This is a genomic window from Bacillus sp. TL12 (genome assembly GCF_022625245.1).
Classification (GTDB): domain Bacteria; phylum Bacillota; class Bacilli; order Bacillales; family Bacillaceae_G; genus Bacillus_A.
Genome location: NZ_JAJJBY010000007.1, coordinates 138,043 through 164,547 on the forward strand (window position 1 = coordinate 138,043; position 26,505 = coordinate 164,547).

The 26,505-nt window shown below is 34.5% G+C and carries 29 protein-coding genes and 4 pseudogenes; 10 read left to right on the forward strand and 23 right to left on the reverse strand.

Going from position 1 to position 26,505, the window contains the following annotated elements; all coding sequences use genetic code 11:
• Positions 1–31 precede the first annotated feature (31 nt).
• Entirely contained in the window at positions 32–853 is an 822-nt protein-coding gene (gene coaW / locus LOK41_RS09290; protein WP_241816210.1) for a type II pantothenate kinase, read from the forward strand.
• A 25-nt stretch (positions 854–878) separates the two neighbouring features.
• Positions 879–1,364 carry a DUF6584 family protein gene (locus LOK41_RS09295; protein ID WP_241816211.1) on the forward strand — a complete coding sequence of 162 codons (486 nt, stop codon included), beginning with the start codon at positions 879–881 and terminating at the stop codon, positions 1,362–1,364.
• 373 nt (positions 1,365–1,737) lie between these two features.
• Here LOK41_RS09295 and LOK41_RS09300 read toward each other — a convergent pair.
• Together LOK41_RS09300 and LOK41_RS09305 are read right to left on the reverse strand one after the other, a co-directional pair.
• Positions 1,738–3,408 (reverse strand): annotated as a pseudogene (locus LOK41_RS09300) (IS200/IS605 family accessory protein TnpB-related protein).
• A gap of 284 nt (positions 3,409–3,692) precedes the next feature.
• Positions 3,693–4,094 (reverse strand): hypothetical protein, encoded by a 402-nt coding sequence (locus tag LOK41_RS09305; RefSeq protein ID WP_241816213.1) that lies wholly within the window; start codon positions 4,092–4,094, stop codon positions 3,693–3,695.
• Positions 4,095–4,423: 329 nt separating this feature from the next.
• Here LOK41_RS09305 and LOK41_RS09310 point away from each other — a divergent pair, with 329 nt between their 5' ends.
• Complete coding sequence (locus LOK41_RS09310) at positions 4,424–4,915, forward strand: hypothetical protein (protein WP_241816214.1); 492 nt, start codon at positions 4,424–4,426, stop codon at positions 4,913–4,915.
• A gap of 272 nt (positions 4,916–5,187) precedes the next feature.
• Here the strand turns inward: LOK41_RS09310 and helD are convergent, their stop codons facing one another.
• The 4 genes from helD to LOK41_RS09335 all read right to left on the reverse strand — a co-directional run bounded on the left by helD (position 5,188) and on the right by LOK41_RS09335 (position 9,848).
• The gene (gene helD, locus LOK41_RS09315) at positions 5,188–7,542 is read right to left on the reverse strand and encodes an RNA polymerase recycling motor HelD (RefSeq protein ID WP_241816215.1); all 2,355 of its coding nucleotides are present in this window, start codon (positions 7,540–7,542) and stop codon (positions 5,188–5,190) included.
• A 394-nt stretch (positions 7,543–7,936) separates the two neighbouring features.
• Positions 7,937–8,596, reverse strand: coding sequence for a DUF4052 family protein (locus LOK41_RS09325; RefSeq protein ID WP_277818561.1), 660 nt, complete (start codon positions 8,594–8,596; stop codon positions 7,937–7,939).
• Positions 8,597–8,598: 2 nt separating this feature from the next.
• On the reverse strand, positions 8,599–9,474 hold the full coding sequence (locus LOK41_RS09330) for an ABC transporter ATP-binding protein (RefSeq protein ID WP_241816217.1): 876 nt from the start codon (positions 9,472–9,474) through the stop codon (positions 8,599–8,601).
• A complete protein-coding gene (locus LOK41_RS09335; protein ID WP_241816218.1) occupies positions 9,471–9,848 on the reverse strand; it encodes a GntR family transcriptional regulator in 378 nt (125 codons plus the stop codon). The genes LOK41_RS09330 and LOK41_RS09335 overlap by 4 nt, the downstream gene beginning before the upstream one ends.
• A gap of 506 nt (positions 9,849–10,354) precedes the next feature.
• Here LOK41_RS09335 and LOK41_RS09340 point away from each other — a divergent pair.
• The 5 genes from LOK41_RS09340 to LOK41_RS09360 are packed head-to-tail and all read left to right on the forward strand — an operon-like array spanning position 10,355 to position 11,179.
• Complete coding sequence (locus LOK41_RS09340) at positions 10,355–10,495, forward strand: YrzI family small protein (protein ID WP_241816219.1); 141 nt, start codon at positions 10,355–10,357, stop codon at positions 10,493–10,495.
• 27 nt (positions 10,496–10,522) lie between these two features.
• Complete coding sequence (locus tag LOK41_RS09345) at positions 10,523–10,666, forward strand: YrzI family small protein (protein WP_241816220.1); 144 nt, start codon at positions 10,523–10,525, stop codon at positions 10,664–10,666.
• Positions 10,667–10,697: 31 nt separating this feature from the next.
• A complete protein-coding gene (locus LOK41_RS09350) occupies positions 10,698–10,841 on the forward strand; it encodes a YrzI family small protein (RefSeq protein WP_241816221.1) in 144 nt (47 codons plus the stop codon).
• Between the two features lie 29 nt (positions 10,842–10,870).
• Positions 10,871–11,011, forward strand: a complete 141-nt coding sequence (locus LOK41_RS09355) for a YrzI family small protein (RefSeq protein ID WP_174100555.1) — start codon at positions 10,871–10,873, stop codon at positions 11,009–11,011.
• A gap of 27 nt (positions 11,012–11,038) precedes the next feature.
• Positions 11,039–11,179, forward strand: a complete 141-nt coding sequence (locus LOK41_RS09360) for a YrzI family small protein (RefSeq protein WP_241816222.1) — start codon at positions 11,039–11,041, stop codon at positions 11,177–11,179.
• 265 nt (positions 11,180–11,444) lie between these two features.
• Here LOK41_RS09360 and LOK41_RS09365 read toward each other — a convergent pair whose 3' ends face one another.
• Positions 11,445–12,530, reverse strand: coding sequence for an AI-2E family transporter (locus LOK41_RS09365; protein WP_241816223.1), 1,086 nt, complete (start codon positions 12,528–12,530; stop codon positions 11,445–11,447).
• A gap of 150 nt (positions 12,531–12,680) precedes the next feature.
• Between LOK41_RS09365 and LOK41_RS09370 the strand changes: the two genes are divergently transcribed.
• Complete coding sequence (locus tag LOK41_RS09370) at positions 12,681–13,511, forward strand: HNH endonuclease (protein ID WP_241816224.1); 831 nt, start codon at positions 12,681–12,683, stop codon at positions 13,509–13,511.
• A 21-nt stretch (positions 13,512–13,532) separates the two neighbouring features.
• Positions 13,533–13,889 carry a glyoxalase superfamily protein gene (locus LOK41_RS09375; protein WP_241816225.1) on the forward strand — a complete coding sequence of 119 codons (357 nt, stop codon included), beginning with the start codon at positions 13,533–13,535 and terminating at the stop codon, positions 13,887–13,889.
• A 239-nt stretch (positions 13,890–14,128) separates the two neighbouring features.
• On the opposite strand, the gene LOK41_RS09380 is transcribed toward LOK41_RS09375, so the two are convergent.
• From LOK41_RS09380 to LOK41_RS09455, 16 genes and pseudogenes are all read right to left on the reverse strand, one after another.
• The gene (locus LOK41_RS09380) at positions 14,129–14,221 is read right to left on the reverse strand and encodes a putative holin-like toxin (protein ID WP_001289320.1); all 93 of its coding nucleotides are present in this window, start codon (positions 14,219–14,221) and stop codon (positions 14,129–14,131) included.
• A 182-nt stretch (positions 14,222–14,403) separates the two neighbouring features.
• Positions 14,404–14,856, reverse strand: a pseudogene (locus tag LOK41_RS09385) (LrgB family protein); the annotation flags it as partial.
• A 23-nt stretch (positions 14,857–14,879) separates the two neighbouring features.
• Positions 14,880–15,236, reverse strand: a complete 357-nt coding sequence (locus tag LOK41_RS09390) for a CidA/LrgA family holin-like protein (RefSeq protein ID WP_241816226.1) — start codon at positions 15,234–15,236, stop codon at positions 14,880–14,882.
• Between the two features lie 33 nt (positions 15,237–15,269).
• The gene (locus LOK41_RS09395) at positions 15,270–16,745 is read right to left on the reverse strand and encodes an aminotransferase class I/II-fold pyridoxal phosphate-dependent enzyme (protein ID WP_241816227.1); all 1,476 of its coding nucleotides are present in this window, start codon (positions 16,743–16,745) and stop codon (positions 15,270–15,272) included.
• A gap of 279 nt (positions 16,746–17,024) precedes the next feature.
• Entirely contained in the window at positions 17,025–18,074 is a 1,050-nt protein-coding gene (locus LOK41_RS09400) for a hypothetical protein (RefSeq protein WP_241816228.1), read from the reverse strand.
• A 14-nt stretch (positions 18,075–18,088) separates the two neighbouring features.
• Positions 18,089–18,552, reverse strand: a pseudogene (locus tag LOK41_RS09405) (tetratricopeptide repeat protein).
• A pseudogene (locus tag LOK41_RS09410) lies at positions 18,536–18,673 on the reverse strand (HAD family hydrolase); the annotation flags it as partial. The pseudogenes LOK41_RS09405 and LOK41_RS09410, both read right to left, overlap by 17 nt.
• Positions 18,674–18,842: 169 nt before the next feature.
• A complete protein-coding gene (locus tag LOK41_RS09415; RefSeq protein WP_241816230.1) occupies positions 18,843–20,168 on the reverse strand; it encodes an RNA-guided endonuclease InsQ/TnpB family protein in 1,326 nt (441 codons plus the stop codon).
• Positions 20,169–20,259: 91 nt separating this feature from the next.
• Positions 20,260–20,457: an HAD family hydrolase gene (locus LOK41_RS09420; RefSeq protein WP_347269300.1), complete on the reverse strand. Its 198-nt coding sequence runs from the start codon at positions 20,455–20,457 to the stop codon at positions 20,260–20,262.
• A gap of 34 nt (positions 20,458–20,491) precedes the next feature.
• Positions 20,492–21,205, reverse strand: a complete 714-nt coding sequence (locus LOK41_RS09425) for a phosphopantothenoylcysteine decarboxylase domain-containing protein (protein WP_241816232.1) — start codon at positions 21,203–21,205, stop codon at positions 20,492–20,494.
• Between the two features lie 3 nt (positions 21,206–21,208).
• A complete protein-coding gene (locus tag LOK41_RS09430) occupies positions 21,209–22,015 on the reverse strand; it encodes an AAC(3) family N-acetyltransferase (protein ID WP_277818556.1) in 807 nt (268 codons plus the stop codon).
• 204 nt (positions 22,016–22,219) lie between these two features.
• Complete coding sequence (locus tag LOK41_RS09435; RefSeq protein ID WP_241816233.1) at positions 22,220–23,434, reverse strand: GNAT family N-acetyltransferase; 1,215 nt, start codon at positions 23,432–23,434, stop codon at positions 22,220–22,222.
• Positions 23,435–23,573: 139 nt separating this feature from the next.
• Complete coding sequence (locus tag LOK41_RS09440; protein ID WP_241816234.1) at positions 23,574–23,990, reverse strand: GNAT family N-acetyltransferase; 417 nt, start codon at positions 23,988–23,990, stop codon at positions 23,574–23,576.
• Positions 23,991–24,137: 147 nt separating this feature from the next.
• The gene (locus tag LOK41_RS09445) at positions 24,138–24,845 is read right to left on the reverse strand and encodes a histidine phosphatase family protein (RefSeq protein WP_241816271.1); all 708 of its coding nucleotides are present in this window, start codon (positions 24,843–24,845) and stop codon (positions 24,138–24,140) included.
• A gap of 307 nt (positions 24,846–25,152) precedes the next feature.
• Positions 25,153–25,386: a hypothetical protein gene (locus LOK41_RS09450; RefSeq protein WP_241816235.1), complete on the reverse strand. Its 234-nt coding sequence runs from the start codon at positions 25,384–25,386 to the stop codon at positions 25,153–25,155.
• A gap of 57 nt (positions 25,387–25,443) precedes the next feature.
• A complete protein-coding gene (locus LOK41_RS09455; RefSeq protein WP_241816236.1) occupies positions 25,444–26,382 on the reverse strand; it encodes a DMT family transporter in 939 nt (312 codons plus the stop codon).
• Positions 26,383–26,505: the final 123 nt, after the last annotated feature.

Genomic DNA, 26,505 nt, shown 5'->3' on the forward strand with positions numbered 1-26,505 from the left:
TTATAATTATACAATGATAAGGGGTACAAAAATGAAGAGCGCCGTTGGTATTGATGCTGGAGGAACATTAACAAAAATCGCTTTTTTTAATGAAGACAATACACTACATTTTGAAAAATTTTACTCCCACGAACAAAATAAGATTAAAAATTGGTTACATAGCAATACATATATTCGTAAATTATCTATAACTGGTGGTAAAGCTGAGCAATTACACACATTATTTTCAGGAGAATATCAGATAGAGTCCCTCCCAGAATTCGAAGCTACGCTTGCAGGTGTTCATTATCTCATTAGCAAACAAAATCATTCTATTCATAACTTTGTTTTAACAAATATCGGCACAGGAACATCCATTAACTATGTCCATAATAAAAGTTATACTCGTGCTGGTGGAACTGGTGTTGGTGGAGGAACGATCATGGGATTAGCAAAACTATTAACAAATGTCGATCGTTTTGAAGAAGTCATCAAGCACGCAAAACTAGGATCACGGCAAAATCTCGATATAACCGTTGGAGATATTTATAGTGGAATTCTATCTCCTATTGATAATACTTTAACAGCTAGCAATTTTGGAAAAGCCGCTATCCATGAATCTGATGGTAACCACTCCGATTTACTCGCTACTCTTCAAGGTCTTGTTGGCGAAGTAGTCACTGCGCTTAGCCTTCAGTTTGCAGAAACAAAAAATCTAGATCATATCGTTTATATTGGATCTACACTATCCAATAATACACACCTACAAGAAATTATAGGTAGCTATACTGTGTACCAAAATAAAAAACCTATTTTCTTACAAGATCATGGTTTTAGCGGGGCGATTGGCGCTTTATTGAGTATAGCAAAATAAATGAATAATAAAGAAAGGAGCCTCTTTGAAAGAAAAAACATTAATCAGAATTGAAAAAGATATCGAAAATCATGACTTAGGAAAAGCTAGAGATCGACTTCATGGCTTAATTCAGGCTTACCCTGAAGACCTTTCACTTCGAAAAAAATTAGGCGATATTTATTTCCGCCTGCAATATCCAACAATGGCCGGACGCTATTGGTATCTTGAAGAAAACAAAACACCTGAAATGCTTCAAGCATGCCAACAATTTGAAAAATCGATGGGCAATAGTCCCAATGAGATTGTAAGAGCTCTGAAATTTAAAGGTGATTCTGCGATAATTAATAACCTTTCCTTACAATATAATAACCCTACTATACAAAGTCGTGTAGTCGAACAAATTGTCCAAGGACCTGAAGAAAATTGGAAGGATAACTTCGTTCACTTTGGATGTATTTCTATAATAGTGGCAATCTTTATTTCTACTTGTATTGGTCTATATACTATTTTCAATTGGTTATTTTCATAATATATGATTCAATACAAACCCCTTACTTTTATCAAAAAGCAAGGGGTTTTGTACTAAGACTTACAAAGGAAAGAAACTTATTGAACTACCCCCGCCTACCTCCACACGAGCTTGAGGTGGGAGATTCTCCTGTCTCTGTCCTCACAAAAACAGTTCCTCTCGTTCAACAAAGAGGATACAACGATATAGAGTTCGGTAGTGTCTATATGTAATGTAAGACGACCCATTCTATCTTCCGACGAAAAGCAAACAAAATAGGTACCGCTACTTTTTCTTATATCGAGGCTAGAACACTTTGTCATGCATCCAGTTCCTAGACTTATTATCTGCTCTGGTAATAAGCGTAAAAATCTGGGACAAAGTGTTCTTTTTATCATGCAAATCGTTTTCCTAGTTTTTTCTTTTCATTTTCAAACAAGTGTAACCGTTCGATTTGTAAGACTTCTTTCGGTTGATCTACATCGTATAGCTGATAAAAATGATGCGTGCGAATATCCAATTGATTGTTTAATTGATACCAATGACTCCAGTGATGTGCGTCTTTCTTTGGAATATAAGGCTAAAGCACCCGAGGTACTTTTTCTTTATACCCTAATCCCCGGCGACCAATCGTAAAAGCTGCGGATTGATGAATAGAGATACCGAATTTCCGCATGTATTTCATCTTTCCGGAGATTGAAGTGTAAGCGGGATTCACTTGAAAGACAGCCACGCCCCTTTTATTTGCACGATTCAGAATTGCACTTGTCATCTTCACATACGCAAACATACTCCTCATTCGATTCGCATGTTTATTTCCATATCGAGTCCCTGTTTTCGATTGGGTTGTATCTAACTTCTCGATGACAATCGGCTTGTTATACCGTTCCGCTAAGTCCACCAAGCAAATCGCTTCCACTTCGATGATTTTTGTGATTTGTCCTGCAGATTTACCCATGATAGAAAAACGAAGGGAACCACTTCCTTTATAATTTCCATCCTTTGTTACATGTGCCCAAGCAAAATGTTCAAGATTACAATCTACACCGATGACACCATCTGATGTACTGTAATTCGTGTGTGGATTTTCCGGTACATCGACTAAACATTTCACAATATAATAGGAACCATAGTCTTCCACAGACCATGCAATCGGTTTGCCATACTTTTTCTTATTCTTACACTGTAATTGGGTTGTGATTACTTCTTCAATCATTTCTTGCCCATACGGGAACGTAACAGCTGGAAACATAAATGTTTTCCCGGAACTTGTCGTCATCCATAATTCTTTTGTCTCGGGCACATACTGAAATACAAAATTGCCATGTTTGGCATCTTTCCGTCCAGATAGGATCAGTTGTTTATTTCGAGCACGGGAAAATAATATTTTCCATTTGTCATGGTTACGTACAAACTCGCGGATGGTAAATTGCGAGCGAAACAGTTTTTTGCTTCCAAATACTGCGCTTGGAATATACGTTTGATCGGATAAAAGTTTTTGCGTTAAACGGGATTGTCTGTGAGTGAGATGACCGATTTTCGCCTGAATTCTTTTGATTTGAACATCTAAGTATTGGTGTTCAAACAGATATTCACTCCGCCAAATTAAGGTGTCTTTTTTACGGGATAAGGAGATGAGGTTGTTGTGCTTCGCGAAGCGGGTGTTTTTCGGAAACGTCAGCGTTCCTTTCACACAACTTTGTTTGATTTTGCGAAGATTTGTTAGTTTTGTCCGTTCTTGTTTCAACTTTTTCTTAAGCTTCTTAAGCTTCTCTTGCGTTTGCTTCTCATACAGTTTTTGTAACGCCATTAAACCTGTAAACAACGCCTTTGCTTCTTGCGCCGCACTGTTTGCATAATAATCATTCAATTGATAGTTCCGCTTGAGAACGAGATGAAGACTGTCCGTATACAACTTACGGTTCCAACGTTTTTCACGAACAATCGTTTGAAACGCAAAGCGTTTTGCCTGATTAAATGTTTCGATTGTCTCTGCCAATGCATCTACCATTTCACGCGGTAAATCTATCTTGTAGATCCGTTTCGAAAAATACGCTTTCTTCACCTGTTCTCACCTCCTTTTATTTGATAAGATCATTATACACCAACACAAACGTACGTTCTACAAAAAAAGAGACGTTTTCTTTAAAAAGAAAAAACCGAGAAGAACCAATTTTTTTGCTCCTTTTGTACGTCTTCTTGAACTAGAGCATCTGTTACTTTAAGCACAATTCTTCACAATGTGTTTTGTTAATTACATCAAAAATAGACGATGCCTTATTTTAAAGCATCGTACCTGTTAGCTAAATATTTGATTGCTGTGTATTATTTGGCATACTTCTACACCAACTAATAGCAAATAAACGATTGAATTTGTCGTAAGCTTATTCCAGAATAAACCCATCTAAATCCAGTCCAAATGTACCCTGAGACAGAGTTTCGACCAACAAATATTGGATAAAACCAAAATTGCTGAAAGCCTCTCAGCCATACATACGTGTATCTGAATAAACATCTTGCAATACCGCCTGGATCAACTGCATATGCTTCTACTTGTTGTGGGGGAACAAATGATGGCGGTGGTGAAGTTGGCGGTCCAGCCACTGAACCTTGACCAGGTGGTACAAACGGAATTTGTCTTTCATCAAGGGTTACATGGTAATAATTCTCCTCTTGGAATGGAGTTGAAGATAAATAAGCTTCCTGACCATATGGATTGTTGTAATACAGAGGTATATGACTAGGATACATAAAATGCACTCCTTTTCTTTTTAATCTCACATCAGCATATTCTTTAGTCATTGACCTATAAACTTGTTCTCTCATAAATGTGTATTTATCTATAAAATAGCTATTTCTTAATAATCACTCCTGTAAACCTTACAAAATTGTTAGCTCTTACCTGGTTTTATGGAACAATTGAGCTCTTACTCTCGCTATATATCACATTTTCCTAACCTCTTATGGGCATCCACACAGTCATATAGGTTTTGACCTACATATTGTACACAAAGTAATTACTTACTGTTTTCGGGAGATTATTGGTACACCGCCTACCTTAAATCAATGGAGGTATAAAAATGATAAATTTTAATTCTTTTCATGGGACCGTCACCATGATTAATGATTTCATTGTAGGGCAAAATGCCGAAGGAGAAGGCTGCTATAAATTAATGTCTGTAGAAAACGGATTAGGGAATATAGTAAATTTCGTCGTTTCACCCACAACTTACTTTGTAGACCATGTAGTGGTATCAGTAGGAGATAAAGTGACTGGATACTATGATGGGAATGCACCTGTTCCTCTTATTTACCCACCACAATACCGAGCACTTGTAATGGTAAAAGATAGCCCTTATCAGAATGTAAAAGTAGATTATTTTGATAGTCAACTGATAAGTAGTGATGGACGATTACGATTAAATATATCTCCATATACCCAAATAGTATTAACAAATGGGCAACCCTACTCAAGAAACCCTACGAACCGAAATCTAATTGTTATCTATGGACCTGCCACAAAAAGTATCCCAGCCCAAACCACACCCTATAGAATCATAGTTTGGTGTTAAAGGTTATTATAGAAAATATCTATTTCGCAAATAGTTGTTCTAACACAAAAAACTCGTCCGTTTTTGGCGAGTTTTTTGTGCTTTGTGCTGGGCTCCAGAAACTTCATCCAAAGTATGTTCGCTATTTTGGCTTTTAAAAGAAAAGATTGAACTACTATTATAAAAGGCTTTTTCAATTAACCTGCCCGATGGCACAATAAGAAAAATGCGTCTCTACTTATTGTAGAAACGCACCCGTTAGCAAAAGAAGAAATTAATTCATCACCCTAGTCTTATTCCGCAGCAGATGAATGTGTTTTAGTTACATGAACTGACTGTAAGAATACATTCATCTCCCCTACAGAATACATATATAACTCATGCATCGAGCGCGTACATGCAGTATAAAATAATTTCCGTTCACTTTCTCTGCCATATTTTTTCTTTGATACATCATAGATGATAACCGCATCAAATTCTACCCCTTTCGATAAATATGATGGGATAATCAAAACACCTGTATCAAACGAACTGGTTTCTTTCTTAATGAGACGAACTTGTAATGATCTTTGTAGTGCAAGATAAGCTTCTTCACTTTCTTCCGCTGTTTTACAAATAACCGCAATTGTCTTGTGACCACTTTGCTTCAACTGTTCGATTTGATCTACAATCTTTTTATGATGCTCCTCTTGATTTTTCACCTCTATTACAATCGGTTGTTTCCCATCACGCTGAAACGGTTCAATTTCATCACCATTCGTAATTAACTGCTTTGCAAATTCAATGATTTGTTTTGTGGAGCGATAACTACGTGTAAGAACAATTCTTTCACTCGACTCTTCTCCGTACAACGTACTTAACTGTGAAAATTCATTCTCTGACGCGTGTTCGTAAATAGTCTGATTAAAATCACCTAGTATCGTCATTTTTGTATGCGGAAATATTCGTTTCAAAAATGCATATTGAAATGCAGAATAATCTTGCGCTTCATCAATAAATATGTGCTGCACAGATGTATTTTTTTGCAATTCTTCCAGTTGATCTTTTAAATATAAATAAGGTGTTGCATCTTCATATGACATGTAAGAATTTTGTATTTTTTCTATTGTTTCCTTACATATTTCGTTCCATCTTTGCGGTAATTTATTTTCTTCTACAAGTTGTTTAGCAAACTGCGGATCTTTAAATAACTGCATATAAAGTGCTGGTGTATGAATAAATTGTAATTTTTTTACACGTCTTTTAAGCGGTTTAAAATGCTCTTTTACAACAATCGCTGCTAGCATCTTCTGTTCCCGCTCAAAATCATCAAATGTACCATTTGAATGTTCTTCTTCTCTTTGCAATTGATGATACACTTTCGCATATGTTTCTTTATCTAATAGCTGTATTTCTTCTTCCACCCACAACTCTTTTCTCGCTATTTTTTCTTGTTTTCTTAACTCTTTTAATAACCACTCAGAAATTAATTTGATTCGATTTGGAATTCGGATTGAAGAATCAAATTCATAAAACTTTTCTTTCATTTGTTCTTTAGAGATTAATACTTCCCCTCTAAATTTTATATCTTTAAATAACATACCTTCTCGTTGTAAATAAGATACATACTGATCTACTACTTCAAGAAAATCAGTGCTTGCTTTATACTTGATTCCTTCTAATCGTGTTTCATAGCTTTTCTCTTCCATTCTTGTCAATACATATTCCATCTGTGTAAATGGATCTTCTAGTTCAAACTTCTTATCAATATGACGTGCTAAATATTCTTGGAATGTCGTTTGCTTCATATTGTCTTCACCAAGTTCTGGTAGTACCGTGGAAACATAACTATTAAACATTGAGTTTGGAGAAAAAAGAACGATTTGATCAGCATGTAAAGAATTCCGATATCGATACAATAAATAGGCGACGCGCTGAAGTGCTGCCGATGTTTTACCGCTTCCCGCAGCTCCTTGCACAACGAGCAACCGACTTTTTTCATCCCGTATAATTTGATTCTGTTCCTTCTGAATTGTTGAAACAATGCTTTTCATTTGTGTATTTGCGTTATTTCCTAATACTTCTTGCAACAATGTATCACCAATCGTTACACCTGTATCAAACATACTTATAATTTGGCCATTCCGAATTACATATTGTCTTTTTAATGTCATTTCACCCGAAATCGTATCATTCAGTGCCACGTATTTTGCTCTTCCTACCGAATAGTCATAATACAAGCTGGATATAGGAGCCCGCCAATCATAAACAAGAAACTGTTCTGTATTTTCGTCATAAAACGAATGGATTCCAAGATAAATGGCGTCCACGCTTTGTTCACCATCTTCTAAAAAGTCTATCCTTCCAAAGTATGGTGATTGCTGTAATCTCTGTAATCCTTTTCGTTGATTATAAGCATGGCGATGACTTTGCTCTCGTTCAGATAATAACTCAGCTTGTTGTTTAATACTTGCTGCCGTCTCTATTGCCTCTTCTGTATTATCAACATTCACAGTTACATCGTCCCAAAAATGTTTTCGAATTTGGACAACATCTTTTGTTACTGCACTTATAGATTGTTCTAACGTATCAATCTGTTTCCCAATCTTTCCAATGACTTTTTCCACACGATGTTGCTCCAGCTTCCACTCTTGACCTGTTTTCTCCATATCGCCACTCCTTATCAACTAATCGTTCTCATGCTCATTGTTTGATACAATAAAAATTTTCAACTAAAAGTTTGACAAACAAGCGAATCATTTGTTATAATTAAATTGGATAATTATATAGTTTTTATATCCAGAATAAACAATGAGCGTTTTTCCATTTTAACACATATATATGAAAAATCAATAAAAAGGAGATACAAATTTGTATCTCCTTTTTATTTTGGAAGTCCCACTTCAAATTCTATTATTAATTCTCCACTTTCTCCAATATGTTCCACACTTACTTTTTCAATTATACATTGCAATACATAAAAAGGCAGTTATCAGTGAAGATGTATCCCCATCTATTTCCCTTCTCCCCTAAAATATCCATTTAATAACAATATATAATGTGTTAAACGGTTTGTTCTAGAGAAATTTTACGAATAAAGATGCCACTAACTAGAAAGTAAAGCATAATTAGCCCAATGGAAATGATGATAAACGAAGGGATATTCATCAAAACTTCAGTTTTTGTAAGCGTCATTTTTAAGCCTGTGTTATAACATACACTTGTTAAGCCTATAAAAAAGATTGAACCAATTGCGCACCCCATCCAGTTAAATCTTTGCTGGAAAATAACAATACCTTGGAAAAGGCTCGCTACCGTAACATAAAGCAAAAACTGTACAAAGAACTGCTCAATTGAACCACCTAACAAACTATTACTTTCTACATGATAAAATAGGCCCGGTAAAAAAAGAATTTGAAGAAACGAAAAAAATGCTGATTGTAAAACAATATAACCAATCGATCCAATAAAAAATTGTAACCTCGTTGCGCCAAAAGAAACAGCTAAGTGAAATAGATCTAACTGGATAAAGAAAGTACTCACTACAACGAAAAATATAACCGCAATAGAGGGATTGTTAATAACATCTTGTAAAAAGCCAATTCGTATATCTCTTATATCTATGAAATTCGGTAAACTTTGAATAATGAATGCCAAAGCCCAAAATACGAAAATAGCTTTGTAATGATAATGGATTTGTAATTTCAACTGTTTCATTAACATCTTCACTTTACATCACCATCCGTTATATAAATAAATAATTTTTGAAGCGAAACCCCTTCAATTTCTAAACCTTCACTTTTGATATAATTATAGTCTTCTTCAGATAACTCTCCCCATATAACGCCAATTCCTTTGTTCCCAAAGCATTCTCGATGAACAACATGTTTATTTATCATAAATTCATCCATTTTATCTTTTCGTCCTAATATGTAATGGGCTTGCTGCAAGAAATCTTCAACCGCCGATTGAACAATTACTTGCCCATCCTTCAAAATCAACACATCTTCGACAATATGCGCTACCTCTTCTACTAAATGCGTCGATAAAATAATTGTTCGCGGGTGATCACCGTAATCTTCTAATAAAACGTTATAAAATAAGTCTCGGTGCGCTGCATCTAAACCAGTCGTCGGTTCATCAAAAATCGTAATAGGTGCCCGGCTCGCTAATCCTTTAATGATTCCGACAACAGTTTGCATACCGTGCGATAATCTATGGTACTTTTGATTCATATCCAATTGAAACTTTACCGCGAGCTCCTCTGCGAACGACCCATCCCAATTTTTATAAAATAGGTTACATAACTTAAAAATCTCTTTCACTTTATAACTCAAATAAACTTCTTCTTTCACCTTTACAAAACAAATATTTTGTAATGCATGACTATTTTCATATACATTTTCACCAAATATAGATACATTGCCTTGGCTTGCGACAATTTGTCCAGTAAGAAGGTGCAATAGCGTCGTTTTCCCTGCCCCATTTCTACCAAGCAAACCATATATTTTATTCTCTTCTAGTGAAAAAGTTAATTCATTTACGGCAATCTTTTTCTTATATTGTTTTGTTAACTTTTCAGTTTTAATTGCAATTGTCATTCTTTTCCCCCCTTTGTTGCCATTTGAATCATTTGAATGAGTTCCTCTTTCGAAATCTCAAGTACTTTTGCTTCTTCCAATACTTTAGGCAAAAATTCATTTTGAAAAGCGCTTTGCCGCTTCTTTAGTACCACTTCCTTTGCTCCCTTTGTAACAAACATTCCAATCCCCCTCTTTTTATATAAAATACCCTCATCAACTAACAAATTTACTCCTTTCGCCGCTGTAGCAGGATTAATTTGTAGCATCTTTGCAAATTGGTTTGTTGACGGAACCTTTTCTTCTTCAAGTAGGATCCCTTTTAAAATATCCGATTCAATCGTTTCTGCAATTTGTATGTATATTAATTTATTTTGTTCAAGAGATTGTTTCATGTTTTCACCTCCTCAGGTTCATAGGTTCATCACTTATGTAATTAACCATACCACAAGAATATATTTCCATTCAATATTTTCCCATGATTTCTATCAAAAAAGAGGCATCATACCCTTAAAGTGTGATACCTCTTTATAAAACTCCCTTTCAAAATATACGCATTTTAATCAAAATTAAAAATTTTCATTTTTTATGTTTACAATTATCCACTAATTGTATATAATTACTAACGTAAGAAAAAAATTCTAAAAGGAGGTCGAATGAAATGATGAAATTAAAATTAAATGTTGCATCTGTTTTACAATTAAATATGAATTCGACCACCCTAATGGAGAATTGAAAATCGTCCGGTATTTTCTTTAATTAACAAATTCGCCACAGGAGGTCGTATACTTTCCTGTGGCTTTTTCACGCCCTGCCGCAGAAGAACTGTATCTTCCTGTGGCTTTTTTGTGCGATTTTTTAATCTCTAACACTATTTCTTTTCGAAAGGAGCAAATATCCAATGACTTTTCACGTACTATTCTTCAGCATTACAATTCAGCGAAAGCAATTATCTGAAGTCGAAACTATGCAAGATCTACACATTGAAAAAACTATGAGTGATATACAGGAGCGTCAAACCCCTTATTGTAGTCACCTGTAATTCCTTTACGAAAGGAGGAATTCATTTATGACTTTTCATATTTTCTTTTTTACGATTACTCTTCAGAAAGAATCTTTATCTGAAACTGAAATCTTATGTAAACAACATTTAAAAGAGATTATAGACGAAGTAAGAGATCGTAAAAGTTCTTATTATAATCGAATGTATTAAAAAAATAATTTTCAAAAGGAGCAATCACCTAATGAAATTTCGAGTATTCTTTTTAACCATTACGATTCATAAAAGTAAATTTTCTGAGTCTGAAATGGTACATGAACAACAAATCCAAACGATTATGAACGAAACAAAAGAGCGTCAAGTTTCTTATTACAACCATATGTACTAAAAATTTATATACAAAGGAGCAATCACCTAATGAAATTTCGAGTATTCTTTTTAACCATTACGATTCATAAAAATAAATTTTCTGAGTTCGAAATGTTACACGATCAACACATTCAAAACGCTATGGATGAAGTGAAAGAACGTCAACTCCCTTATTGTAGTCACCAATAATTCCTTTACGAAAGGAGGAATTTATTTGTGAAATTTCACGCTTTCTTTTTAACGATTACAATTCAAAAGAAGCGATTATCCGAAGCTGAAATTGCGCAAGAACAGCAATATAAAAAGATTATGGATGACATCCGAGATCGTAGAAGCAAATACTATACGCATCTATAATGATCTAACTTAAAATAATGAAAGGAGAAGATTAAAATGTTAATGGTACGCTGCAGGGAAATGATTTGGATTATTGAGAGGGATTCCACATAGTCTAATGTGCATTTAAAAGGCTAATTCTTTCAAAAAAATGAGTAAAAATTACACAATAAAAATGCCTAATTCCCATTTTAAAACTAGGCATTTTTATTGTATTTAAAATCATCATAAAAAAGATACATCACTTAAAAAGCAATGTACCTTTTATGATTCCTATGAATACTTTTTATTTCCGATTATTTCTTTTCATCTTAAATAATCTCACCAAGTTTGAAACAATTGTTTTCGTCACAGCGTAAACTGGTACTGCTAAAATCATTCCAATAATACCAGCGAAATTACCTACACCAAGAATTAACACAATAATTGTTAAAGGATGGATATTCAATTTCGAACTCATTATACGCGGTGAAATGATGTTGCTCTCAAATTGTTGCACGATGGTTACGATAACGATTACCCAAGCTGCTTGCACTGGGGAAACAAACAAAGCAACAATAACAGCTGGCGCCGCCCCAATAAAAGGTCCTAAATTCGGGATAATATTTGTAAATGCCGCTATAATACCTAAAACAAAAGCATAGGGCAAATCAATAATAACATATCCAATAAATGTAAATGCACCGACGAATATACAAACGAGTGCTTGTCCCTGAATATAGGCAGACAATGTTTCTCCTGTTTCTTTTATAATATGAAGTCCTTCTTCACGATACGATTCCGGTAAGAAACTAACAGCCTTCCCTGGAAATGCATGTCCATCTTTAAACATGTAAAACAAAATGAATGGTACTGTAAATACAACTAATGCAACGTTTGTAATAATACCAAATAAAGCCGTTGCACTCGACGTTATCGTGTTTGGTATTTCCTTTAAATACTCAATTGCGTTTTGTTCAATCGTTTCAATCGATACATAATTTTGTGTAGCTAACCATTCAAATAGCCTATGATGAGATAATTCTTGTATGTATACTTTCCCCTCTTTAATATATATTGGCATATTTTTCACTAAATCCATCAGCTGCTGTGAAACCGTCGGAACGACTACACCAATTGCAATTGCTGTCAATGTAATGATAAACATATATAACAACAATATCGCTAAACTTCTAGGAACTTTTTTCGCCTCTAAAAACACTAACACTGGATTAAAGATGAAGTATAAAAACAAGGCGATTAAAATTGGGAAAAATAAAGTTGAAATGAATATGCCAATCGGTTGAAATAAAAATGATATTTTTGTGCAAATAAATATAATTCCTACAACCATTAGCACTTCTAATGTCCAAAAGTGCACTTTCGATTTCAAAAATACGTCCTCCTTTAAACTAGCACTTCTCTATATTGTATCAAAACACCCGGGAATTTTACACGCTATTTTCATCTTCAATGTTCCAAAATACGAATAAATACACTACAATGAGATTACATACAAATTTGCAGGGTAAAGGTGATAAATATGACGCAATGTATCATTTGCAGAAATGAAACGAAAGAACTTAGTGAACAACATGTTATCCCAGAGATTTTATGTGGATATTATATTACAAATTCAATTTGTGACACTTGTTATGAACATCTCACAACAAACGTGGATCGACCATTAATTCGGCATAAACTGATTCAATACAAAATTGAACAAATGAAGCAACAAATTGATTCTCCTCTTTATACGAATGAGTATGGTCAAGAATTAGCTGCAGCAGAAACTGAAGAAGTGGAAACGAATGACGAAATATACTATTCTAATGAGTTAATTATGAAACTATGTAAAAAACATGATATTTCATTACATAATGAAATTTGGAAAGAAGAGCGTGTAACGAAAGTAGCTAGTTCAATTCAACGTGAACTACTTTTAGATAACCGTAAATATAAAATGAGTATCTTAAAAATGGCTTATACATTCGCAGTACAGACAATTGACGGTTATTTTAATGATCCAGATGCAATTGATATTTCTACTATTATATCTTATGTTGACTTTATCGAATTAAAAGAACGAAGCATTGTTCGTGATTTAAGTAAAAGTTCATTGTGGAATACTCTCAATACAACTAGCGATAATCACTATTTTATTTTATTAAGTGATAAAGACGGCTTATTCTGTTTCATCCGTCTATTTGATATTTTTGATGTTGTTGTCCATCTTTCTAGAAAAAAATATCAACTTTCCTCTCCAATTGTTGGGGTGAATGATGTAGAAAAACAGGAATTCTATATTGAGAGTTTAAAACAATACATGGATGAGTTATTTAAACAAAAGAGTACACAAGCTACTCGTGTTTAAAAATAATGAAAGGAAATAACAATGATTATTCCTATTTTACGAAGTTTTAATGAGGAAAAGGCAAAAGAATTTTATATACATTTTCTAGACTTTAAATTAGATTGGGAACACCGTTTTAGTACTGATGCTCCTTTGTATATGCAAGTTTCCTATCTGGATAACATTCTTCACTTATCTGAACATCATGGAGACTGTTGTCCAGGTGCTGCAGTTAGAATTGAAATCTCACAGATCGAACAGTTTCACGAAAAATTATTATCCAAACAATATAACTATTCCTGTCCTGGCCTTGAAGTTACCCCTTGGGACACGAAAGAAATGGAACTATTAGACCCATTTGGTAACAAAGTTATTTTTTACGAATTGAATCATAGTTAAATCACAATTATTCAAAATAAGAACATACGGTCTCCTTTCTTGATGAAAAGACACTATGTTATAATGAATATGAAAAGAACAATACAATCACATAAAACAATTATAAATTGTATATAAATAAAAAAGACTAGTGTGCGGCTACACACCAGTCCATGTAACTTAGCAGATTGGATTGTTCATTTATCCTATTTGTTTCTTACAAACGAGACAACCCACATTCTATTGGCATAGGTGGGTTGTTATTTTTTGAGCTTATCGATTAAAACGACAACAAACGTTAACAGTGCAACGAGAAATAATCCGCCTTGCAATAATAACGCAATTTCACTCATTCATTATCACCTCCCTTCTAACTGGAGAAGTGATAATTGAACAACCAACCATACCATAAGTTACCTCTTAATCTTACCATATTTTTTAATAGTTTACGATGAAAACCAGCAAGCGAGGAGCTTGCTGGTTTAATTTGTTGCCTTACTAGGCTACATAAATAACTCTATTCCGTATGGTACTAACCAGCAATTACTACAAAACTAGCTGTCATAGTAGGAATACCGCCTATTTGGTGAGATAATGAAATCGCGATTGGCATCGTTGTCAATTGTGGTATAGCAGTTAATATAAGCTCCTTATCCATTTGGAATACCTTTCCGAAAAACACATTTAAATTTACTAGAACAATTATGCCGACTACTACCCCTATAAGTATCGAGAAAAAATTTTCAGCTAGTATACTTCGTTCTTTAAACAACGGGATAGCTAAAGCAACGATTGCTGGATTAAGAAATTCAGAAAGCCACTTCCCACCATTTTCCTCATAATAATTATGGGAGATTTCAAAAGTAAGAAGTAAACAAATCATTATTGTTGTAACTGTTAGCACCGGTAAAGTAAAAGGAGATGCAAATCTGTTATATATTTTGGTTGCGAATAAGTATAAAATAACAGTAATAATAACCCAACCCATATTAAAAACTCATCCTGTCGTTTCTATTTTTTTGAACTCACCAAAAATTGACTGATATACCCTGAAATGAGCAATGTTACTAAAGTACTTAAAATTACAATAAAGAACATTATACTTCCCTTACTAACAAAAAAGGAACCATACTCCATTAATCCTGTAGTAGAAGGAATTAAAAATAAAGGCAAAAATGCTATTAATTTTTCTGCACCTAGCTCAAACCACCTAACCTTCACAATACCAGAATAAAGAAGAATAAAAAGCATTAGCATCCCTAGTAAGCTCCCTGGTATCGCCAGACTAAACGTCTTCTGTAGACATTCTCCGGCTAAGCTAAACATGAATAACATTCCTATCTGAAGTGAAAATACTATGAACTTCAACTAAATACCTCCAGACATTGACCTTCTTACCGATTAAGTTAAAATACAATCTTCTTTTATTACGCGCAATGATTTCAACTCAAAATCTTCAGTACCTTGAACTGGAAGACCGGCTTCCTTATTCTTTTTCGTGTATATTAGATTTTCTTCCGTAATAATCTCGCCAGGAATGAAAATAGGAATACCGGGTGGATAAATCATAACAAATTCAGCCATAACTCTCCCTACCGCTTCTTCAAATGGAACCATTTCAGTTTCAGCGTAGAATGCTTCACGTGGTGTTAAAGTAAGTACTGGAATATCTGGCAATAATACAGACGTACTTATATTTACATTTGTCTGATTTTCAAAAGTAACCGACAGTTCTTTCAACGCATGAACAAGCTTTAATAAGTCTTGTTCAATATCACCGGGTGTGATAATACAAAGAATATTATACAAATCTGATAGCTCAACCTCAATATTAAACTTTTCTCGGAGCCATTTTTCTGCATCATAGCCAGTAATACCAAGATCTTTTACCGAAATTAAGAGTTTAGTTGGATCCATAGCAATCGCAGCATTTGTACCCAAAATTTCACGACCAACACAGTACAAGTAGTCAATTTTATTAATTTGCGCACGAGTTTGTTCAGCCAAACGAATCGTAGTTTCTATTAAAGCTTGTCCCTCAGTCGCTAGTCGTCTTCTCGCTACATCCAAAGAGGCTAATAAAATGTAAGAAGTGGATGTAGTTGTTAACATACTTAATACCGCTTGTACACGCTTCGGCGAAATACGACTTCCTTGCAAATTTAAAATAGAACTTTGTGTCAGTGATCCCCCCAATTTATGCACACTTGTCGATGCTATATCCGCACCTACTTGCATCGCTGAAAAAGGAAGTTCATCGTGGAAATGTATATGAGCACCATGTGCTTCATCTACCAAAACTGGAATATCACGTTTATGAGCGATGTCTACAATTTTTTTCAAATCTCTAGAGATTCCAAAATAAGTAGGGTTAATTACAAGGACAGCTTTAACATCTGGATGCTGCTCCAAAGCTTTTTCTACAGACTCAGGTGTAATACCGTGTGAAATACCAAGATTTCTGTCGATCTCAGGATGAATGAAGATAGGCGTTGCACCTGAAAAAATAATACCGCTCATGATAGATTTGTGTACGTTGCGTGGTACTAAAATCTTCTCTCCTGGTCCGCATACACTCATTACCATCGTCATAATTACACTACTTGTTCCTTGAACAGAAAAGAACGTATAATCAGCCCCAAATGCTTCAGCAGCCAGATCCTGCGCCTGTTTAATGATTTTTTTTGGATGATGTAAATCATCCAATGGAGCGATATTAATCAAATCTATGGAAAGAACATTTTCACCAATAAATTCTTTAAATTCAGGATCCATTCCTCTTCCTTTTTTATGACCCGGAATATGGAATTGGATTGGTTGTTTTTGCGCATGTTCTACAAGTGCAGTAAACAATGGCGTTTTAAATTGAGAACACATTTTTAGTATTCACCCCTAAAAAATAGTATTAATATATCTTTCTCTTCTTATAATAAAGAATAGTTCTAAGAAACAAACATCCAATTTAATAATATTTTCACCATCCACTTACTTAAAAAGTTCCATATTTAGTGATACTTTAATCAGACTTCAAGATATAATAATATTTTAAAATAAAAAACCGCGTCTTCGGCCCTTTTTACAAGCTCCTCGAATGCGGTTTCAATTCTTTTTAATAACAAATGTAATTGTATCTCCTTGTTATTCATTTTGTTCACTTTATTCTAATTTTTCAACAATCGCCTCATAAAATTTCCGTTCATCATCCACATTTACATGTACGCGATTCACTTTTTTCGTAAACCCATACAATAACTGTGCTGTTAACGGTTCTTTTAATTTTATTTCGAAAGTAGCTGGTTCCTTTATAAATTCCATTACCGTTGCTTCGAATACCTCTTTTTCTTCTTCCTTCGTTAATGCTTCACCATTATAAAAGGTAATTTCTTCTATTTGAGAAAATGGTACAACAATCTTCCTACCAAATCCGACTTGAATAATCATTTCTGTTTCCGTCATAATATAGGGATTCGTACGAATTGCTTGGATCTCAGCTAAAAAATATAGAATTCCATATATATTTAAAATGAGTAAAATCCAAGCTAAGACCGGATTCCATTGATGAAGTAAATAATGAAATCCAATACTTTCAATTAATGTTGCATGAATAAGCATAATATAAAATGGGATTGCCCCAGTCTTTTTATGATACGAAAAAACATACTCGCTTTCTGGCATCTTTGTACGCCAAGAGAATAAAGCGTAGTAAAATAATTTACATTCCGAAACAATTACATCTACTATAGTATTTCTTTTCAATGTAGTTTCAAACGCTTTATCAATTGCAAAGGAGAATGATGGATATTCATTCTTATATTGTTTATAACATCGTATAATCTTCGGTAATGCTTTAGCAATCTTATATAGAATAAATAACTCTAAAGCTAAAAAAGCAATTTCTCCTGCGACTAAAATATAAGAGACAAATGAAAATAACTGTAAGTAATCGCTCGGAATAACAAATCTAGCCGCGATATAACCTGCTATTACAACTGGAAATATATACGTTAAGGAATAGCGTTTACGTAAAATAAAGAAATACGTAATGACTGGAATGACAATGAGAAAGTCTAATAAAGATCCTAGTACCATTTCTTTTGGCACAGCAGGCACAATTGGAAGTGCATACGCGAGATAATTTGATAGTACAATTAAAGCGATAACAGCAATCCATATACTTTTTCTTGTACGTGAAATAGATTCACTCATACAATCCCACCTTTTTATTTAAAAATCCTATGAAGATGATCCTTATAAAATAGAATAGCTCCTTCGTATTCTTTTACACTTTCTAGTTTTACAACAGTTTCAATCAATAATTTCATTGCTTCTTCATAAGCTTTTACGTTATATTTCGCTATAGAAAGAAAGACTTTCATCACATCATTGTCTGGAAACCGTTTGAGTCCAGCTTCTATCGTCACAATCGCTTTATCATGCAACGATATGTACTTCCAAGTCCAATGTATGCCCCGCATCATGACTCCCCAGCAAGTCCGTTAGCAATTGCTTGTTCATAGTATGAAGCAGCTTCTGTTTCAAGACCCATCGCATCATGTGTCCATGCGCATTGGTAGAGGACTTCTGGATCTTCAGTAAGCTTAGCTAATCCAACTAGTATGTCTCTTGACTCTTCGTATTTCTGTTCATTTCGAAGTTGAATCGCTTGCTCAAGTAACTGTTTCACCTGTATCATTCCTTATCTGTTCTAGAATAGATGCTACACCATCATCTTCATTGCTATCCGTTATATAATATGCTAATTCTTTTAACTCTGAAATTGCATTTCCCATCGTAATTGGATAACCACATTCTGTGAACTACCCACCCACTTAACGACCTTACAGTCTGTTTGAAGTGGGGGCTTCAAAAGCCAAAAGACTTTCTCTTTTATTGCTCATTCATCCACAAGCCTATTAGCTCATGTCCAAAGCCTTATATTCGCGGCGTCCCTACCGCTACTAAAATCGATACAAATTATGCGAGTACACCTTGTTCTTGTAGAACGCGAATGCCATAATATTTTAGATTCCGACACGCATTGTAATCTCTATCGATTTTCGTGCCACAATTGTCACACGTATAGATTCTTTCTGATAACTTCAACGTCTCTTTTTTATGATGACACGCACTACATAATTTACTGGATGCAAAATACTGATCCGCAACGATGTAGTGTTTGCCTTTTTTCTTAGATTTGTATTGTAACATCATGCGAAACATACCAAATCCATTGTCATGTAGTTTTTTTCCTAAACGCAAACATTGCGCTAGATTATTTAAGTTCAAATCTTCTACGACAATAGCGTGGTAATCATTGGTTATCTGATTACTTTTCTTGTGTAGAAAATCTTTTCTTTGGTTTTTTACTTTTGTTGTTACTTTTTGATATTCTCCCACTTGTTTTTCATAATTCTGACTATATAGGATGTGCCCTGTTTCATCTTTTTTCGCATGATTCTTCTTGCGCGCCAAAGATTTGTTCATTCTTCTTTGTCGTTTTTCGATAAGTTTGTTGTATCGGCTATACTGCGCGGTTCGTCCTTCGCTGTCCACATACAATTCACTTTGACTGTAATCTAATCCAATTACTTCTTCAGAAGTAATTGATTCTACCTGTTTTTCATGTGGACAAAATGAATCAACAGAAAGAGAAACAATATAATTTGTGCCTTCTCGCTTAATTGTTGCTTTTTTTATGATCCCTTCCATCGGTAATTCTCGGTGAAGATGAATCGAAATCCCCTCTTGGAACTTCGGAATACATAACACATAAGAACCATTTACTTGCGCGATTTTAATATTTCCATTTGTTTGATTTGTCGTATAGCTGAATTTCCCTTGTTTTTTACTGTGAAACTTGGGCATACCTTTGATGTCTTTTAATACGGGAACATATCCAATTGTTTTCATCTTTTTCCGCACTGCTTTTTTGTATTGTACGGGGCGTTTTGCATACGTCTCATTATATTTTTTAATGGCTGCTTGGAATCTCATTTTCGCGTCATTATACACAAAAGAATCGTTACTTTTATCTAAGTAATCATGTTTGGCGGTAATCGTTGTGTAATTCGGCACCTTATAACGAATAATCCCACCTTCAAAGGAGATTGATTCCAGATATTCATACAAACCAGAAACATATTCGTTATACACTTTGCGTTCACATCCGAACGCTCTTTCTAATCTTGTGGCTTGTTCCGATGTAGGGAAAATCGCGTATCGGAAGGCATAGGTAGACCATCCATCCGGCAGGGACTTTTTTGTTCCTTTTATATGTACACCCTCTTTTGTGGTTGCCATACACACTCTCCTTTCCCTTATATTTCCACATCCATTATATCGTATAGAATCAAAATCGTGTACGAAAAACATGTAAGCGCCTACCGAAAATTCATCCCCCACCTACTCGCTGAGCCACGCCCTTCTCGCTCCTTGAGGAAGGGGACTTCTTTCCAGAAAACATGTTAAATAAACCGATATCATTCCAATCATCACCAAATGCCATTACTTGTTCTGCACTTATCTCATGCTTTTGACACCAATTTAACACAGCATTCTCTTTCGAAACGTTACGCCCCATAATTTGGATGAGCTGATTTTAATCAGTACAAATTACGTTTGCGTTATAAACGACTCAACCTCCCCTCTTCTACACGATTACATAACTGTTCTAACCTGTTTACAACCTCTTTCGCCGTTTCGACTTTCCCTTCACATAAAGCAACATTTCCATCTTCTCCAATCACATGATGAATGGCTGCATGTGAATATAACGAATGCGGAGAATTTGCTATCATAAGATTTGCTTTCGCCTGCCTCATTCTTTCACTTGCACGTTGAATTAGCTCTACCTCATTGACATCGCTTTCAAGTTTGAATCCAACTAAAACCGTTTCCGGATCCCATTGTTTAATTTGTTTTAATATTTTAGGCGCTTTTTGAAAATGAATAATTGGTGCTATATCACTTGAAATCTTCCCATTCATATCAAGTACATTTCCATCTTGATCACAAATTTTATCAACGATCCAATCCGATCCAGCAGCTGCCATAATAACTGCATCGATCTTCTCATGTGTAATAATACTCTTCATTTTATCTTGTAAATCAATAATTCCCTCAAATGGATGTAATTCTAATTGGTTATTTATAGCATTCGGCTTTTCAGCAAAATAACCATGTAAGTATATAACATGCGCTCCTTTTGACATCGCTTCTTCAGCAAGCATTCTCCCAATTGTACCTTTTGCTAAATTTGTATGACCGCGTACTTGGTCCCATTTCTCTAAACAGCCACCACTTGTAATTAAAATCTTTTTCCCTTTCATCATAACCATCCCTTACTTGTTTTTCGAACGAAACCATTGTACACCAAAGTCAACAATTTCTCGTTGTTTCATTAATCTACACGTTGCATTTCCAACTTTACCAATTGTTACAGCGTTTATTTGCTCAAACTCTTTTCCAATCTTAACAAATATATCAGAATCATAGTCCATTTCATCGAACTCTTTCCATACCCTTGTACCATTTTCTATAATTGGCGCTCCAACTTTTACTAATTCACGTGCTCCTGTACGTATTTCAGATAAATGTACGGATGTGTTAGAATCATAGCCTACACCTAACAACATTACATATCCATCTAAATCATATATTTTCTTTAATGGTGAGTGCTCTCCAAGACTAATGGAAAGGGAATGATTAGCTATAATATCCTCTGCATGTTTCCCCCATACTGCAAAACTATTTAATGGGTGATTACTACGCTTTACATTTGGATATGTTCGAAAACATTCCACCACTTTCCCCATTGCACGTGTAGGAGTTACATCTGGGTTAAATGCTGGAACATTGTCTCGAATAATTTGCCACCAATTTTCTGGAACAGGAGGCCTTGCCCAATTTTTTGGATCTGATAAATCTGAGGTTTGCGTTGGCATAACAATTGTACCTTCTTCCGTAATTACGTTCATCAACGCTTCAACTACTGAGACTGCTCCACCAGCTACCCAACCAATTGAACTAAGAGAAGAATGGACGATCACTGGCATTCCTTTTTTTAGTCCTAATGTAAGTAAGTCATTTGATATCGTTTCAACTGTATTTGGTAATTGAGTTCCCGCCACTATGTCATGTATCTTCATGATTACTCCCCCGTCTGCTTTATCTCAACTCTTATAAACTTAAATTTTGAACTCACACCTAATATTTTATCATATTTTTCTTAATTTTTAATCTAAACAAATCTATGTCTAACTCTATTTAAAAGAATATAAACAACAATAAATACAAGAAGAAAAAACCTCTCTAAAGTAAATCATACATTACTTTGGAGAGATTCCTTTGTTTTAAAAGTAATCAAAGAAACAGGGTGGTGAATCTGGAATCGCATCCTCCAGCACTTCTACCATTTCGTAAGGTCCTTTTATTCTTCCGATATCATACAAAAATGCAGGGCTTTTATAGCTTAGCAACATAGTTGCTAATGTTTGAATCGTTAATGACATACCCTTCATATCATTTGTTTCTTTCTCATACGTTATATGTAATTGTTTGTCAGAATCCCACTCTAAAGAAAAAGTACCTTTATTCCACTCCAACATAGGATCATCCAGATGCAAAATTAGTTTTTCATTTTTCAGACGTTTAAATGGATATTGTTCCAGAAAACCAATGACGTCCACAATTCTTCCCATATAGTAAGGCGCAATCGTCTGCTTGATTTCACTATCTTCAAGTAAGAAGGCAACCGGTTCATGAACACATGTTTTTCCTTTCACATAATACACCATCGAAAAATGAGCACTAATAAAATTCCATAACCCTCTTCTCGCCTCTTCATTTAAGTAAATCATTTCTTCTATATAAAATTTTTCTTCAAGGACTCGATAAAATAAATATCCATGGGGAATATCTTCATCCGTGTAAAAAATCGCTAATTGCAAATCAATTGTTTCCTCGCGAAACCGTTCTTCCCATGCGAGTGTATTTCGAACCATCGCCCCATTTGTTTTTCTCGCAAAATCATCATAAATTTTTTCTTTTTCTTTACTTTTTAATCCAACTCTCCTTACACGTCCACTAATGTTTCCACGGTACTTAGGAAGCTGTGTATCTTTGATTTGGTATTCAATGATATCAGAGATAATTTCCCATCCTTTTTTCCGGTAATAAGGGATTGAGTAAGGAAATAAATAAGAAATAAACTGGCCATTTTCTCTCATTGTTTTTAAGCTTTCTTTCATTAATGAGTTCATTAATCCATGCCCAGCATACTCTGGATATGTCCCAACTCCAGTAACTCCCCCCATTTCATAAATCACACCATGAATATTGACTTGGAATGGCAAAACAACAATTTGAGAAATTAATTTATCATGATCAAACCAGCCTAAAGCGGTCCCTGGCTTTAACTGATGACTTTTTTTTTGCACCATTTTCTCTTCATCATTAATCATTTTTTTAGAAACTTGGAACACGTATTTCATCAAATTTGAAAACTGTTCCACTTCACTTTCTTTAATCGGTCTCATAACCAAACCTTTATAGTACTTCTCATTCATTTTCATATGCTCCTTTGTAACATAAACTAAAATATTATATTCTTTTTTTCATTTAGTTAGTATATACAAAAGATAATGAAAACAAGCATGGATATACATAGATACGGCCATAGCTGTTCAGTCTAATTAGCAATATTTATCAGCTATTTTCATTTTGAATGAATAAGTTACAGTGAAACCTTTCTATACCTGGATATTTCTCTCCCAAGCTTGTAACAGTAAAGCCACATTTTTTATAAAATCCTACCGCTTCATCATCTGTTTCTGCTTCCACATAAATTAATCCATGCATATGAATCACTTTCTTTATCATTTCGAAAGCAATTCCTTTATAACGACTATTTGGAGAAACTGCTATATGGCATATTGTCGCTTGTTTTTCAGCATAAAATTCCATGCCAATACAAGCTATCGCTTTATAATGATATAGTACAGTATTTCTATTTTCTTCATAGAACTTCATAGCTTTTTGTAAACTTTTTTCCTGGGGTCCTACTGCATACTTTAATATCGGAACCATTTTATCCTCACTTAGATTCCGCTCAATAGTAACCATACTCTTCCTCCTTTACAATACAAAATTATTCCGCTAGTCATGAACAGTAAAACACTCAGCTCCAAATTCGCTAAAATTAAAGAAAAAGGCACCCTTACCTCTGTAAGAAATTTGCCTTTTTCGCATTCTAACACTCTATAGCACTTTTTATAATTCCACAATTTCGCTTCCTTTTTCAGCATAACTCATATCACCGACAGACTCTATTGTATATTCTCCATCTTTATAGAGAATTTTAGTTACACTTGCATTTTTTACCCCCATTTTTGTTTTACTACTATCAAGCATTTCTACTAATGCAGTGATCATCAATCCATGAGCTACGACTAAAACGTTACCTCCTCCATTTTGGGCCGTGTCTTCACTAATTGTATCGATTTCTTTTTTTATACGAGTTGAAAATACTTCCCAATTTTCCGCTTGTTTCGTAGTATCTGCTTCTGCAATAAAATTCGTAAATTCTTTAATAGAAAGCTCCATTGATTCAGTTATACCTTTAACACCGGCAATATTTTGAATAGCCTGCCTCATATTTTCAACCTTATCGCCTTCAAAAATCCCAAAATTCAATTCACGCAAATCTTTCCGTTGTTCAAGTTTTAATTTTGACTGTCCACTATACTTTAATACTAAGTTAGCAGTTTCAATTGCACGGCCACTATCACTACTATAAGCATCAACAAAAGGTATATCTTGCAATCCATTTCCTAAACCTTTCACTACTTCAATTCCCTTCTCTACTAATGGGGAATCCGCCCAGCCTTGTATACGTTTATTCGTGTTTAATATTGTTTTTCCATGTCTCGTAACATATAACGTAACGATGTTCTCTTTATTTTTATGTGTTTTATTCATATCTTTTTCCATATTTCTCTCCCTTTAGACTACTTCATTTATTTTAATCTTCATTCCTTTCCAAACCCAAAAACATCTCAGTAAACATAAAAATCTGCTTCATTTACTAATATATTATAAATTTAGTTTATAACGATTCATATTATATACTATGAAAACGTAACAAAAAAGGAACCGACTCACAATCATAAATCGATTCCTTTTCACCCTTTTTATACTGTTATCTTTTCTCCCGTCTTCATAACACCTGCAACATGAAAGGTCAGTCCTATTGTTATCTATCTTGAAATCTTGCTAATTTCTTTACTTAATCACTAAAATCTGCAAACAGGAAATCAATCTCTTTCTCATCATAAAAATCACCATCAGCAATAAACTTTTCGATTTCAACTGTACCATCTTCCATAAATTCAATCTCCCATCGTTGGCCTGGCACAGCTACTTCGACCATAATACTTTCCCTTCTCGCTTTACTTAGTTTATAGACTATATGATTGTCTTCTAATCTATTTAGAAAATGAATGAATTCTTTTAATTTCATGTAATTTCCTCCATATAAAAAATATTAGCTCTTTATTTTCAAAGAGCTAATATTTTTTCACGCTGTTATCTTTTCTTCTTTTTTCACAACCACTGCAACATAACTATGCAGAATCATACCTACAACGACAAGACTCATTCCAATCCATGATAATGATGATGGGAATGGAGCTGATAACCATATTAACTCCCCGAGTAATGCAAATAAAACTTCACCAGATTGTGTTGCTTCTACAGTCGCTAATTTCTGCGGATCATCTTTCACAAGATCAGTTGCAAAGAAAAATAATACAGTGGCAATTAAACCAGAACTAATCGCTACGATAAAGCATTGAAAGACTTGATCACTTGATGGTAATCCACTTGTTGCAACCTCATATCCAGATAGCAGAAACCAGAACGGTAAACTTGCTAATGTCATTCCAAGAACGCGTTGAAAGACATCTAATTCTCCTTTACACACTTGCATCATTTTTCGATTTCCAAGTGGATAAGCAAACGCTGCTACTATTACTGGAACTACACATAACATGGTTTCACGAATCCCTAAAGAAGAAGCATGTTCTACTTGCATAAGAAGAACACCAAGTAATATAACCGCAGACATCATCAATTCTTTCATTGGAACTTTTTTATGTAGTGAATTTGTTGCGAATAATGGCGTTAATAAAATTCCTGCTATAATTGTAATTTGCCATGTGGAAGCAACTAGCCACCCTGGTCCAAATGCACCAGCAAAACTAAGTGGCGCGTAAAAAAGACCGAAACCGACAATGCTCCATAATAGCCACTCTTTCGGATTACTTTTCATATATTGAAAGAGTTGCTTTAAGTTTCCTCTATACATGACAATTATGACAAGTAGCGGAACCATAAAGTAATACCGCAGTGATGCACTCCAAATCCAGCTTCCCCCTTGTAAGTCCATCGCACGGTTTAAAATAAACGTAAAGGCAAAGAAAAACGATGCCAATACTCCCGCTGCAATTGCTTTCATCCTAAAACCCCTTATATAATTTTCTTCTACTATATAACAGAATACGATTCATTCAAAATAAAATTCGAAAATTTCATACTAAAAATGGTGCTTTTATACGTTTTTCCCGCATTAACGGACAGT